This window comes from Sandaracinaceae bacterium (assembly GCA_020633055.1).
GTDB lineage: Bacteria > Myxococcota_A > Polyangia > Polyangiales > Houyiibacteriaceae > JADJJE01.
Window position 1 is genome coordinate 118065 of the sequence record JACKEJ010000009.1, and the last position, 14059, is coordinate 132123.

The window sequence follows — 14059 nt, forward strand, 5'->3', positions numbered from 1 at the left end:
GGATGGCCAGCGACTTCTACGGAGTGCTCGACGTTGCCGACCAGGAAGGTGAATGTCGTGGACGCTCCGGGGTCAGGACGAAAGTAGTAGCCGGGCGGGCTCGTCTCGGCGATGGGAAGCCCAAATCCGGTTGGGGTGGAGACTCGCCCGCCTTGGAACACGCTCCCGTCGGCGCGTGTGAGCACCAGGCGCACGATCGCGTTTCCGTCCAGCAGGTTCTCCGTGACGAAGGCCACGGTGATGTCGTCCTGTCCGAGTACCTGGAGGTGTGGACCAGGCAGAGACCACGACGCCGAGGCGAACATCGTCGCGTAGGTCCCGTCGGCATACCGGCCGCTAAGCCAACGCTGAGTACCTCGGGGTCCGACAACTCGAGCACGGCCTCCGGGTGGAGTACGAGAAACGCCATCGTATGGCCCAGCGTCAGGGGCGAATCGAGGTCGTTGCGGTCCCCGATGACGATGATCTGTGCCTCCACGGTGCAAGCACAGAGTGAAACAGCCATCGTCATGCCTGCCGCGATCAGTCCCTTGCGCACTGGCATAACGTAGCATGCGGACCGCGCTCGACGTCAGTCCCGGGTCCGCGAGGTGCGCCATCTCCGCTTGCTCCGGCTTCGGTGCTCTTGCGGCCCTGTTAGTGCCCACGCGGCGCGCGCCGCATGACGTCAGGGCGCCGCTGCCGTCGCGGCAACTCCAACGTCCGTGTATGAGCGCTTCGCTTGCGGGCGCGCCCAGTTCTGCAAGAACGCCGTCTTGGTACATTTCTGAAAGGTTTGTTTCATGAAGATCGCCACGACCGTCGTCTACGCCAGCAACCAGCGCGAAGCCCTCGACCAGGTGGTCGCGTACGAGCAAGCGGGCCTCGACATCTACTGGGTGCCGGAGGCCTACGGCTTCGACGCGCCGACCACCCTCGGCTACCTGGCCGCGAAGACGAGCCGCATCGAGCTCGGCTCGGCCATCATGAACGTCTACTCGCGTACGCCGAGCTGCATCGCGCAAACCGCTGCGGGCCTCGACTTCGTCACGGGGGGTCGCGCCATCCTCGGCCTCGGCGCGTCGGGTCCGCAGGTCATCGAGGGCTTCCACGGTATCCCGTATGCGAAGCCCATCGCGCGCACCAAGGAGGTCATCGACCTGGTGCGTCGTGCGCTCAAGCGCGAGGTGCTCACCAGCGACGGCATCGTGAAGCTCCCGCTCCCCGCGGGCCAGGGTACCGGCCTCGCCAAGCCGCTCAAGCTGCTGACGCACCCCGTGCGTCCCGCGGTGCCCTGCTTCGTGGCTGCGCTTGCCGACAAGAGCGTCGAGTCCACCGCCGCGAACGCCGACGGGTGGATCCCCATCTTCTACAGTCCCGAGAAGGCCAAGGCCGTGTGGGGTGACGCGCTCGCCGCCGGCAAGGCGAAGCGCAGCGACGCGCTCGGGCCGCTCGACATCGTCGCCGGCGGCATGGTGGTGATCGGTGACGACGTGAAGAAGTACCTCGAGCTCGCGCGCCCGCAGCTGGCCCTCTACATCGGCGGCATGGGCGCGCGCGGCAAGAACTTCTACTACGACGTCGCGTGTCACTACGGCTACGAAGAGCAGGCCAAGCAGATCCAGGACCTCTACCTCTCCGGCAAGAAGGCCGAGGCCGAGGCGCTGGTCCCGCTGGAGATGCTCGAGCAGACCAACCTGGTGGGTCCCGAGAGCTACGTGAAGGAGCGCATCGCCGCCTACCGCGAGTCGGGCGTCACGATCCTGAACGTGGGCTTCGTCACGCCGGACGCCGTCCAGATCATCGAGAAGCTCAAGACCTGGACTGCGTGAACCGCTGACGGGTCGGCGAAGGAGACGAACGAAGGTCCCTTCTTTCGCCGCCCGTACGCCGGTGTGTGCACGCGCCGGAGCAGAAACAATAGTGGCAGCGGGCGCCGGAGGCCGTACCATGCGCCCCCCATGTCGCAGTCCACGCCGAGCCTGAAGGAGGTCGCTGCCCTCTGGAAGCGCCCCAGCAACCGAGCGCGTCTCGGGCTGCCGGTGGAGGTGGTGGCGCCCATGCTCGGCACCCCACAGCTGTCCAGCGCGCTGGGCTTCATGGCGCGCCGGCTGGACCTCACGGACATGGCGTCGTTCTTCGCGCACCCGCGCATCGCCGAGGCGTTCGGGCGTGACCCGGGGGACATCGACGCGCGCAGGCTGCTCAGCGCGCTGAACGAGCTCGGCGAGGCCCCCGAGCTGCACATCACGCGCCTCGACGCTGGCTTGCCGCCCGAGGTCGCCGTCGCGCGCCCCGCGGCCGACGCCGACTCGGTCACGGCGTGGATCGCCGAGCACGACCTCGACCGCCTGCTCGACAACACGCTCACCGTGCTGGTGGATCGCGTGGTCGGGTCCACTTCACTCAAGAGCAACCTGGCCAGCGCGTCGTCCATCACGCTGCGCGAGCTGCGCAGCATGCGCCCCACCGACCGACGCTTCCGCATCGACGAGCTGGCCGTGCTGCAGTCGGCCGCCATCGACTGGCTGCGCGAGGCGGTGGAGGCCAAGCGGCTGCGCGCGTGGCGCGAGGAGCTCTGGGAGCAGCGTCCAGAAGAAGCGCGCCTGCGCATCCTCGGCGCGCGCCTGAAGGACCTGCGCCGCGAGGTGCTGCGGCAGCTGCCGGGCAAGGTGGGGCTGCCCCCACGCGACGTGACCCTGGAGTTCGAGGAGGAGCCGCCCGCGCTGCGCATGGAGCCGCGCGGCAACGCCTTCGCGCAGCGCGTGACGCGGGTGCTCTTCATCGACTTCGAGGACTCGCCCCTGCGCGTGGAGTGCCGCTGCATGGGTCCGGGCGCGCCACCATGCGAGCACGCCCTGCACGTCATCGACTACGCGCTCGACATCGTGCACGACCCGCGCTCTCTGCTGCGCCCCGCGCTGGGGCGCTTGATCGCGGTTCCCAGCTGGACGCGCCTGCTGACGCGCCTCGAGTCGCACGTCCCGGCCTTGCTGGCCGGCCCCAGCCTCGAGCGTGTGGTGTTCCGCGTGGCCCCGGACGAGCGTGAGTCCGTCACCCTGGCGCTCCAGAAGCGGGGCAAGCGTGGCTACTCCGCGGGGCGTCGCGTGAGCGCCGAGAAGCTGCTCGAGCAGTCGCCCGAGGCGGTGGCTCCGGAGGACCGCGCTGCCGTCGCCGCCGTGCGCGAGTACGAGCTGGAGAGCCGCCGCTCCACCCACCCGCTGGACACGCATGCCGTGCTCCCCCTGCTGGCCGGGCACCCGCGCGTCTATCGTGCCGACGACCCCGAGCAGCGGGTGGACGTGGTCGCCGTGCCGCTCACCATCGCGCTCGAGATGGTGCCCGCGGGCGCACGCGTGGCCATCCGCGTCGGCACCAAGAACGTCGAGCCCAGCACGCGCGTGCCCGCCGTGCTCTCCCACGACGACGTCGCGCAGCGGCGCGTGGCCGTGGCCGAGGTGCCCCCGAGCCTGCGCGAGATCGTGCTAGCCGCGGCGGCGCACCCCGCGGTCATTCCCGAGGAGGCCTTCGACCGCGTCATCGCGGTGCTGCTGCGCCTGCAAAGCGATGCGCTGGACGTGCGCCTGCCCGAGAAGATGCGCGGGCGCGCCGTGCCGGCCGATGCGCGGCTCGTGGCTCGGCTGGAGCCCACCGGCGACGAATCACTCCGCGTCACCTTCCTGTGCCGCCCCGCGCCGGGCGGTCCCGCGTTCGCACCAGGGCGCGGCCCCGCCTTCAGCATCGGCTCGGACGATGAGGGCCGGCTGCACGTGCGGCGCGACCTCGACGCGGAGCGCCAGGCCGCGGACGCCGCGCGCGAGCGCTTCAAGCTGGAGCATGCGCGGGCGGACGCGGAGTACACCTTCCGCCTCGACCGCCTGGACGAGGCCCTGGACCTGCTCTCGCGGCTGCGCGACGCCAGCGACGTGGTGGACGTGGAGTGGCCCAAGGAGGCCATGCCCTGGGAGCTGCGGGGTGGCGCCACCGCTGCGTCGCTGCACGTGCGGGTGCAACGCGCCGAGGAGTGGTTCGCCGTAGGCGGCGACGTCACCGTGGACGGCGAGACCGTGCCGCTACAGGCTCTGCTCGACGCCATCCGAGCGGGTCGCCGGTTCGTGCGGGTGTCGGGCAAGCGCTTTGCCCGCATCGAGGCGCAGCTGCGCGCCCAGCTCGAGGACATCGACGCGACCGTCTTCCAAGACCGCCACCAGCTGGCCGTGGGCGCGGCCGCGCTCACGCGCTTGGCGGACGCGCTCGATGACGACGCCTTCGACGCGGACGACGCGGCGCTCACGCTCATCCAGGCGGGGCGCGTCGCGAAGGACTTCGAGCCCACCGTCCCGAGCGAGCTGCAGGCGTCGCTGCGCGACTACCAGGCCGAGGGCTATGCGTGGATGTCCCGCCTCGCCGCGTGGGGCGTCGGTGGAGTGCTCGCGGACGAGATGGGCCTCGGCAAGACGGTGCAGACCATCGCGCTCTTGCTCGCGCGCGCGGCGGACGGTCCTGCGCTGGTGGTCGCGCCCACCTCGGTGACCAGCAACTGGGAGGCGGAGCTGCTGCGCTTCGCGCCCTCGCTCACGCCGGTCATGTACCGCGGCGCGCGACGCGCGAAGCTGCTGGACGACGTGGACCCCAAGCAGGTCTTCATTACCAGCTACGACACGCTGGCGCGCGACGTGGAGCAGCTGCAGGGCACGCGCTTCGGCGTGCTGGTGGTGGACGAGGCCCAGGCCATCAAGAACGCCCGCACGCAACGCGCCAAGTCGGTGCGCGCGGTGCACGCCCACTTGCGCGTTGCGTTGACCGGCACACCCGTCGAGAACCACCTGGGCGAGCTCTACAGCCTGATGCGCGTCGTGAACCCCGGCCTCTTGGGCACGTGGGCGCACTTCCGCGAGCGCTACGCGCTGCCCATCGAGCGCGACGACGACGCGCGCCAGCGGGAGCAGCTGCGCGAGACCCTGCGCCCCTTCATCCTGCGCCGCACCAAGCGCGCCGTGGCGCCCGAGCTGCCGCCGCGCACCGAGGTCATCCACAGCGTGGAGCTCTCGCCCGAGGAGCGCGCCCTGTACGAGGCCGAGCGTAGCGACGCGTTGACGCACCTGGCTGACGACGAGGGCCAGCGCTTCGAGCTGCTGGCCGCGCTCACCCGCCTGCGGCGTCTGGCGTGCCACCCGCGCCTGGTGCACCCGGACTCCGCGGTACCCGGCTCCAAGCTCGCCGCGTTCATGCGCCTCGCGCGCGAGCTGCGCGAGGAGGACCACCGCGCGCTGGTGTTCAGTCAGTTCACCTCGCACCTGGCCATCGTGCGCGAGGCCCTCGAGCTGGCGCGCATCCCCTCGCTGTACCTGGACGGGTCCACGCCGCAGCCCGAGCGCGCTCGCCTGGTGGACGACTACCAACAGGGGCGCGTGCCCTTCTTCCTCATCTCGCTCAAGGCGGGTGGGACGGGGCTCAACCTCACGGCCGCCGACTACGTCATCCATCTGGACCCGTGGTGGAACCCCGCGGCCGAAGACCAGGCCAGCGACCGCGCGCACCGCATTGGGCAGGAGCGCCCCGTGACCGTGGTGCGCCTGGTCTCGCAGGACACCATCGAGGAGAGCGTGCTCTCGCTTCACGCGCGCAAGCGCGACCTGGCCGACAGCCTGCTCGAGGGGGCGAACGTGGCGGGCAAGCTCAGCACCACGGAGCTGCACGAGCTGATCGCAGGGCAGTCCCGCACGTGAGCGAGCGCCGCAAGAAGGCGCCGCGCCGGGCCACGCCGAGCTACCTGAAGAACGCTGCGCTGCACTACCTCGAGACCCGCAGCTCGAGCCGCGCGAACCTGCGGCGCCTGCTGGTCCGGCGTGTGGAGCGCAGCCTGCAGGAGCACGGGGGTGATCGCGAGGAGCAGCTCGGCTGGGTCGACGCGCTGCTCGACGAGCTGGTGCGGCTTCGGTTGCTGGACGACGCCGTCTACGCCGCTCAACGTGCACGCAGCCTGGCGCGCGCGGGCAACGGTAGCCGGAAGATCCGCGCCAAGCTCGCGGAGAAGGGTGTCCCCGCCCCGCTGGTGGCGGCCGCGCTGGCCGAGCTCACGAGCCCGGACGCGCCCTCACCGGACCTCGTGGCCGCCTGCCGCTTTGCCCGTAGTCGGCGGCTGGGACCCTACCGACGGGAGGGTGAGCAGCCCCGTGACAGGGAGCTGCGCCAGAAGGAGCTGGCCAAGCTGGGGCGGGCTGGGTTTTCTTACGAAATTGCAATCCGCGTCGTGGACTGTGAAAACGCCGAAATTACAGATGAAATAGTTTCATCGGCGGAATTTTGATAGGGCGCCATTTCAAATTTGTAAGAAAGTGCTTGGCATCTGACCGGCTTTGGTCATACTGACGAGACGGGCTTTCGTGACGACGCCTGCACGGTCTGGGGGGATGGTGCTGCTGTCGCGAAGGCCCGATCATAATTCTGCCGCCCGCACCCGCGGGCGGCTTTTTTCATGCCGTTTCTTGGGTCAGCAGGCCGCGCCTCGGGACGCCCGCTGACCCGGCCTAGCGCCGCGCCCGCAGGGTGCACGTCTCGCTGCCCGGGTCGAACTCGATGTAGGCCCGCCCGCTGCGCAGCTGCTGCAGCACGGCGCGGCGCTTGTCGTCGAAGCTCACCTCGGTGTGCCCGTAGTCCGTGCCCTCACGGGTGATGAACTCCTCCACCACGCCCATCAGCGCCTCCTCGCTCAGGCGCTGGTAGGGGATGACGATGGGGTCGTGCAGGTCGTCGTGGTCGTCCATGGTGATCGTATCGTGCTCACGGCGGCTCGGTTGCGCACGGCGGCGCGTGCGGCGGCGGAGACGTCGCTCGCGGGAGCGTCCTGGCGTGGCAACGCTCGCGCTGGAGAAGCCTCGCGCGCCATGTTGGCGCTGGAGCGGTCAGCGGCCCGTGACGCTCAGCTCGTAGCCGGCCCGGTTGGGTGAGCCCCCGTCGCGCACGTAGATGACGTACCAGCCCGGCTGCACGTGCTGCACGATCTGCTCGGAGGGCCCCTCGCCGCGGCTCGCCCCCAGCGGGTTGGCCCGCAGGTCCCGCAGCTCGAGGTCCACGTCCGTCCGGTCCGACTGACCCCCACTGCCGAAGATGGTCAGCCGCACGGTCAGCCACATCGCCGTCGGGACGTGCACCCGATAGGCCTGCACCGCGTCGCGCCCGTTTCCCGGCCGCGGCGGCCCACCGCTGGGTGAGGGGTCCGTGATGCTGTCGATCTTGCCGCCCACGGTGGCGCCCAGCGTGATGTCGAGCGGCCACAGCGGGGTATCGTCGAGCGGCAGCATGGCCTCGGGGTGCCCTCCCGCGAGCAGCAGCTGCTTGATGGCCAGCCCGTCCGCGACCTGGGTGCGCACCAGGTAGCGCAGGAAGCTCGTGATGTCCGGGTAGGCGCCTGGCTCGCGGGCGATGCCGCGCATGGCCGCGAACACCGCGGCCGGCCCCAGCGCGACGCCGTCGTTGTCGGTGTCGGGCAGCGTGAAGGGCGCATCGGGAGGTCCGCCGTCCGAGAGGTCCCACAGGATCTCTTCCACCCCCGCCTCGGAGCCCATGCCGCGTGGGCCCTCTGCGGACTGTGTCTCGAGGTTGGCCGCCACCCGCAAGGATCCGCTGGGCTCGATGCCGATGGTGTCCACGTACAGCGGCTGACGCAGTACGGCGCACGCGAACCAGCTGGCGCGCCCCTCCTCCCAGGCGAGTCCGGGATCGATCAACACGCCACCTGGGTGCGTACCCCCGTGGGACGAGTCGGTGGTCATCACGTCCATCACGAAGTGCCCGAATTCGTGCAGGATGATGGCCTCGTCGTGTTCGTCGGTGTCGGTCGTGGTCTGCCGCCCCGGCTCGCCGCCCAGCAGCTCCACGCTGTAGCGCCCGCTGCCGGCCACGCGCTCCGCGCGGTAGTAGCTCCACTCGGTGGTCACCCCGCGTCCCCAGTATGCGTAGAAGGGCGGCACGTACTCGCCGGTCCACGCATGCACGGCCCGCGCGCCCGTCAGCACGGTGTCCAACAGGTGTAGCGCGCCGGCCATCTCGCTCTCGTCGCCGATGCTGATCTCGATCGCCTGCGCCTCGGGGTCGGTCGGCAGCGGGACGTCCAACGCATGCTCCTGCGCGCCGAACGGATCGCGCGTGACCGCGAGGTCAAAGCCATCCGCGACGATGGCGGCGCGCACGCGCAGCACGGCGCGTGAGTCCGGGATGCGCAGCGCGAAGACGCCGTCATCGTCGGTCATGCCCGAGACCAGCACCTCGCCCGAGGGCAGCACCGCGTCCACCCCCACCCGCCGCGCCGGCCGCAGCGTCTGCTCCCGCGACGCGCCCGTGACCGTCGCGTGACGTGCGGCATACAGCACGCGCCCGGCGATGGGCCGCGGCACCGGCGTGGGGTCGAGGGTCGCCGTGACGGGGGAGGGCAGGGAGGCACACCCGCTCCCGAGGAGCGCGAGCGCGAGCGCGACGTGGAACGGCTTCACCGCCGAGAGCGTAGCAGTCCGCGGCGCGGTCGGGTGCCAGGTCCGCGCGCTACGCGTCGTCGGCGAGTGTGGCGCGCCGGCTCGAGGCGGGACATCCGGTTCGCACAGCGCACGGGCCGCCAGGCGCGCGTTGGCGGGGGGTCTCCGCGCTGATACCGTGTCGTCGATGCATCCCACGCTGCCGCTCCCCGGGCTGTCGTACCTCACCCGTGTCTCTTTCGTCGCTCGGTGCGCTCTGGTCCCCACGTTGGCGCTGATGGCTGGTTGTCATGAGCAGGTGCCGTCCTGCGACGTTGCGCCCCTACCCAACGGGACGTGCGGGCTGAACGGGCGTGGGACCGAGGTGCATGTGTGCGAGGGCTCTCAGGTGGCGACCTACTGCGACGACCCCGACGCGTGCGTCGATGGCGCGTGGCGGATGGGTTCGGGCGGGGTCTGCGGACTCAACGACCGTGGCGTCGAGCACGAACAGTGCGTGGCAGGGCAGTTCGTGACGCGCTGTCAGGACCCCGACGCCTGCACCGACACCGAGGAGGGCCTCAGCGACGAAGTGTGCGGCCTGAACGGGCGTGGCCGTCGGCTGCAGACCTGCGTCGCAGGAACGTACCGCGTGAACGCGCTGTCGTGCGCGGACCCCGACGTGTGCCTGGACGACACCTCGTCGACGCGCATGTGCGGCGAGAACCTGCGAGGTTCGCGCACGACCACCTGCGTCGAAGGGGCGTGGGAGGTGAGTGCGTGCGAGATCCCATCCGAGTGCCTCGTGGCGGGACAGTTCGACGGAGGCGCTTGCCCCATCGTACCGCCCACGCTGAGCGTGCCGAACAGCTGCCCGGACGTCAGCAGCAACGGGCGCATCACCATCATGGTGGCTGGCGAGGCGCGCGAGTTCCTGCTGTTCCTCCCCCCGGCTCCGAGTGGCAAGCCCGTCGCCGTCCTGTGGCACCAGCTCGGGGGCAGCGCGAGCGGCTTCGCCAGCATCACCAACGCGTCCGCGTTGGCCAGCGCGCTCGACGTCATCATCGCCATCCCCGAGATGTCGTATCAGTTCACGCTGGGCGCCATCTCCGTGCCCATGTGGCGCTTCCTCGACGCGTCCCCGCCCGGGCCCGACCTGCAGCTGTTCGACGACATCCTGGGCTGCTTGGACGAGGAACACGGGGTGGACCGCACGCGCCTCTACGCCGCCGGGGCCAGCGCGGGCGCGCTCTTCAGCACGCGCCTCTTGCTCGACCGGGCGGACGTGCTCGCGGGCGTGGCCATCCTGAGCGGCGGTACGGACGAGGCCCACCGCATCCTCAACACGGCCTACGTCACACCGGCGGCGCCCACGCCCACCATGGTCGCTTGGGGGGGCGCGTCGGACCAGTTGGCGTTCCTCCCGGGTTTCACGATCGACTTCGCGCACGGCAGCATGGCCCTGGTCGACCACCTCGTGTCGGACGGGGACACCGTGGTCGCGTGCGACCACGGTGAAGGCCACAGCGTTCCAGCGCACATCATCGACTTCGCCCTCGAATTCCTCGTGTCGCAGCGCTTCGGCGAGCCCAACCCGTACGCTGCCGACGTCCCCCCCACGTTGCCGAGCGACTGCCTGATCCGCGTCCCTTGAGCGGACCGAACGGTCACGATCCACACGTCGGACCCTTTCCGAGCGCCAGAAAAAGTGCTTCATAGTGGGTCGAGGTTGCGTGGATGTCGAAGCTCGAGATGCGAAGTGGGTGGTTGGTCGTCGGGATGTTGCTGGGAGCGTGGTTCGTCCCCGCCGAGGCCGCAGCGCTCCCCACGTACGGCGTCGGTGACTACGGCGCCCGCCCCTATGTGTGCCAGACCTGCCACGTGGCCTCGGGGGGTGGGACGGAGTGCCAAGGCAACGGCCGCGCGCCCTGCCTGAACCCGTACGGCGCGCGCTACTACTCCGCCGGATACGTCGCGACCACGGGCGAGAACCAGGACGGCGACAGCTGGACCAACAGCTACGAGATCAACACGGGCGGAGGCTCTTCTCCCATGCCCGGCTGGCCAGAGGGGGCCACCGAGGTCGGTTGCAGCATGGAGGCCTGCGCCTACGCCGTCGCGGCGGGGAGCAACTCGGTGTACGGCAGCTACGTCAACTGCGGGCAGAACGTGGAGTGCCGCGCGTACCACACGTCCTCTCAGCGCTACTACTTCAACTTCCGCTGCGAGCTGGGGACCACGGGCACCGCCGGGACCTCCTCGCACAACTGGGGCTGCAGCGACACGAACGAGTGCTTGGGCAACCCTTGCTCGCCAGGCACGTGCAACCAGACGGCCATCGGCAACAGCTGGACCTCGCCGGGCTACTACTGCACCGGCTGCCCCGCGGGCTATGCGCTGAACGGCACCGGGACGGCGTGCTTGCTCATCAACGAGTGCACCGCCAACGTGGACAACTGCCACGCCCTCGCCACCTGCTACGACCCCAGCAGCGCGACGGGGAACTACACCTGCACCTGCCCGCCCGGCTACAGCGGCAACGGCCGCACGGGCATCGGCAACACGGGCTGCACCGACATCAACGAGTGTGCTGGCAACCCCTGCGGCCCGAACGGCGTGAGTTGCACGCAGACACCCATCGGCTCCTGGTCGGCGCCGGGCTACTCGTGCACCTGCGCCGCGAACTACGGCTTCAACGGCACCACGTGCGTGCTCACCAACGAGTGCACGGCCGTCCCGGCCCCGTGCGTGGCAGGGTTGACGACCTGCAACGATCCGACGCCGAGCATGAACAACGGTGACGTCCAGTGCACGTGCATCGCGGGCTACACCGGCAATGGGCGGGTCAACGGCACCGGCTGCACGAACATCAACGAGTGCACGAGCGGCATGCACAACTGCCACGCGCTGGCCAGCTGCGCCGACACACCGGGGTCGTTCACGTGCACGTGCAGCGAGGGCACGACGGGCAACGGGACCACCTGCGCCAACATCAACGAGTGCGCGCCGCAGCCCTGCGGTCCAGGTGGCACGTGCACCCAGATCCCCCTCGGGCGCGACTGGGAGGAGCCGGGCTACACGTGCGCGTGTCGGTCCGGCTACACCAACAACGGGACCACGTGCGTCCTGCAGGACGAGTGCGCCGCGCGCCTGGCCGACTGCGTCTCGCTCGCCAGCTGCAGCGACCCGACGCCCGCGGTGAACGACTACGAGTGCACGTGCGCGGCGGGCTACACGGGCGACGGACGCGCCTCGGGTTCGCGCTGCACGAACATCAACGAGTGTGACAACGACGAGGACAACTGCGCCTCGGACGCCACCTGCACGGACACGCAGGGGTCGTTCACCTGTGCGTGCAACGAGGGCTTCGAGGGGAACGGCGAGGTGTGTACCGACGTCGACGAGTGCAGCCGCGGCACCCACGACTGCTCGCCCTTCGCCGAGTGCGCCAACACGGCGGGCAGCTTCTCGTGTACCTGCCGCGATGGCTTCCAGGGCACGGGCACCAGCTGTATCGACGTGGACGAGTGCGTCGTGGACAATCCCTGCGGCGACAACGAGCTGTGCATCAACCAGCTGGGTGACGCCCCGCAGTGCGTCTGCGAGCCGGGCTTCACCCGCGTGGACGGGCTCTGCACGCGCGCCTGCGGGGACGGTGTGCGCGGCCTGGGCGAGGGCTGCGACGACGCGAACACCGACCCAGGCGACGGCTGCGACGAGCGCTGCCGAGTGGAGACAGGCTGGGCGTGCTACGAGCCCGCGAGCAGCCCCAGCGTGTGCACCAACCACTGCGGCGATGGGCTCATCGACTATCCGGCCGAGGTCTGCGACGAAGGTGAGGCCAACAGCGACACCGCGCCGGATGCCTGCCGCATGGTGTGCCAGCCCGCATTCTGTGGCGACGGCGTGGTAGACAGCGGCGAGGACTGCGACGAGGGCGAAGCGAATTCACCCACGCTGGTGGACGCCTGTCGGCCCACGTGCCAGCGCGCGTTCTGTGGCGACGGAATCGTCGACACGGGCGAGGTCTGTGATCCGGGCGAGGGCGACCTCATCGATCCGACCCGCTGTGTCGCGGGCTGCTTCGTCGACGCGGGCGTGAGCCGCGGACACGGCGGCTGCGTCGCCGCCCCTCGGGGGGCTGCGGGGAACTCGGGCGTGTGGGCCATCGTCCTCCTAGGGATCGCCATCGTGCGTCGCCGCCGTCGCTGACGGCGCACGCTGCCGCGGACGCGGCTTGCCCCACGCTTCAGTACGGCATGCGCTGCGACCGCGTGCGCAGCGACCGGATGATCATCACCTGCACCGCCGCGACCAGCCCGTGGCTGAAGTAGGCGTTGCCGTCGATGACGCGGCGCACCAGGCGGGTGGTCTCGCCCGGGTCGAAGCGCGACCAGCCGACGATGGCCGCCTCGCGCCACGGGAAGGCGTGGGTGTCGAAGCGGAAGAGCGCGGAAGAGAGGCTGCCGCTCAGTCCGTCCACTTCGATGGCGCCACCGGGCTCGGTCTCGCGGAGCATCATCTCGCCCCCGACCGACACGAGGGGGACCGGGATGATCCAGCCGAAGCGCGTGCCCTGCTCCGTGACCTCGATGGTGTGTGAGCGGCTGCCCTCCATCAGCGACTCCCCGAACTCCTCCGGCGAGACCATGATGCGCCGCATTCGCTCCACGGACGTGCCGCTGCGCGCCAAGGAGGACACGCCGTGCAGGTCGTTGCCCTCGAGGTGCAGGAACACGAGGTCGCCGCGACCGAGAAGGTCCGCGTAGCGGTCGACCTCGAAGCTCGGCCGGACCAGCGGGCGTGGGGTGGCAGGGGGGGCGGTGTAGCCCACCTGCCGCTGCGCCTCGTCGATGGTGGCCAGCAGCATCGTCATGGCCAGCGCGATGTTGATGGTGCGGTTCACGCTGTTGCCGCCCGAGGCCATCTGCTGGCTCAGATAGTTGGCGTCCCGCATGTCGATGCGCGTCGCGAACACGAGCACACACGAGTCCGGCGTCTCGGGGTAGATGCGGAACAGGAAGCGACCGACGCCCAGGTCCCCGTTGGTGCTGGTGACCTCGATCAGGTGCCCTCGTGTGGGGTGGCCCGGATAGACCGTCATCACGTTGTCGCCGCGCAGCGTGAAGATGGCGACGGTCCAGTGCCAGCTGTAGGCCACCTGGAGGCCCTGGCGCGTGTGCACCTCCACCTCGTCGAGGGCGGGCATGAACGCGCCGTAGTTCTCTGGGTGGCTGACCACCTCGGCGACCACCGCGGCTGGCGCGTGTACGCGAGCCATCAGCGTGACGGCGGGCAGCTCGGTCTGCTCGTTGCTGAACTCGGTGAGCATCACGGGCCCGTCGTCGAGGTGCGGCATCAGCAGCTCGCGCTCCGCGGGCAAGAGCGCTCGCAGCCGCGCCATGTCTGCCCCGACCGCGTTGGGCGGAGGCGGCTGCGCGCGCGCCCTCTCGGTGGTCTGCGCTGCGAGAGCCATCAGGAGCCCCGTGACGACCCACAGCGCGCGAGCGGCGGAGCGGACGCAAGGGGGTCCGCTGGGCGCGGGGACGGAGACGGACGCGTGGCGGAGCACGGGCCAGGGACGTCCGCCGACGTGATTTCCTTCAAAGCGCATCACGGCCTGTGTAGCG

Annotated in this window: 8 protein-coding genes; 5 read left to right on the forward strand and 3 right to left on the reverse strand. The window is 70.3% G+C overall.

The window, feature by feature from the left end:
• The first annotated feature begins 782 nt into the window (after positions 1 to 782).
• From H6726_20635 to H6726_20645, 3 genes are all read left to right on the forward strand, one after another.
• Entirely contained in the window at positions 783 to 1811 is a 1029-nt protein-coding gene (locus tag H6726_20635; GenBank protein MCB9660069.1) for an LLM class F420-dependent oxidoreductase, read from the forward strand.
• A gap of 129 nt (positions 1812 to 1940) precedes the next feature.
• Positions 1941 to 5708 carry a DEAD/DEAH box helicase gene (locus H6726_20640; protein MCB9660070.1) on the forward strand — a complete coding sequence of 1256 codons (3768 nt, stop codon included), beginning with the start codon at positions 1941 to 1943 and terminating at the stop codon, positions 5706 to 5708.
• Entirely contained in the window at positions 5705 to 6289 is a 585-nt protein-coding gene (locus tag H6726_20645; protein MCB9660071.1) for a RecX family transcriptional regulator, read from the forward strand. Before H6726_20640 ends, H6726_20645 begins: the two co-directional genes overlap by 4 nt.
• 220 nt (positions 6290 to 6509) lie before the next feature.
• Here H6726_20645 and H6726_20650 read toward each other — a convergent pair whose 3' ends face one another.
• Entirely contained in the window at positions 6510 to 6746 is a 237-nt protein-coding gene (locus H6726_20650; GenBank protein MCB9660072.1) for a YheU family protein, read from the reverse strand.
• A gap of 138 nt (positions 6747 to 6884) precedes the next feature.
• Positions 6885 to 8471: a hypothetical protein gene (locus H6726_20655; GenBank protein ID MCB9660073.1), complete on the reverse strand. Its 1587-nt coding sequence runs from the start codon at positions 8469 to 8471 to the stop codon at positions 6885 to 6887.
• A 256-nt stretch (positions 8472 to 8727) separates the two neighbouring features.
• On the opposite strand from H6726_20655, the gene H6726_20660 reads away from it, so the two are divergent.
• Both H6726_20660 and H6726_20665 read left to right on the forward strand, forming a co-directional pair.
• Positions 8728 to 10083, forward strand: coding sequence for a hypothetical protein (locus tag H6726_20660; protein ID MCB9660074.1), 1356 nt, complete (start codon positions 8728 to 8730; stop codon positions 10081 to 10083).
• A gap of 83 nt (positions 10084 to 10166) precedes the next feature.
• The gene (locus H6726_20665) at positions 10167 to 12641 is read left to right on the forward strand and encodes a hypothetical protein (protein MCB9660075.1); all 2475 of its coding nucleotides are present in this window, start codon (positions 10167 to 10169) and stop codon (positions 12639 to 12641) included.
• A 37-nt stretch (positions 12642 to 12678) separates the two neighbouring features.
• On the opposite strand, the gene H6726_20670 is transcribed toward H6726_20665, so the two are convergent.
• Complete coding sequence (locus H6726_20670) at positions 12679 to 14043, reverse strand: hypothetical protein (GenBank protein ID MCB9660076.1); 1365 nt, start codon at positions 14041 to 14043, stop codon at positions 12679 to 12681.
• Between the last annotated feature and the right edge of the window lie 16 nt (positions 14044 to 14059).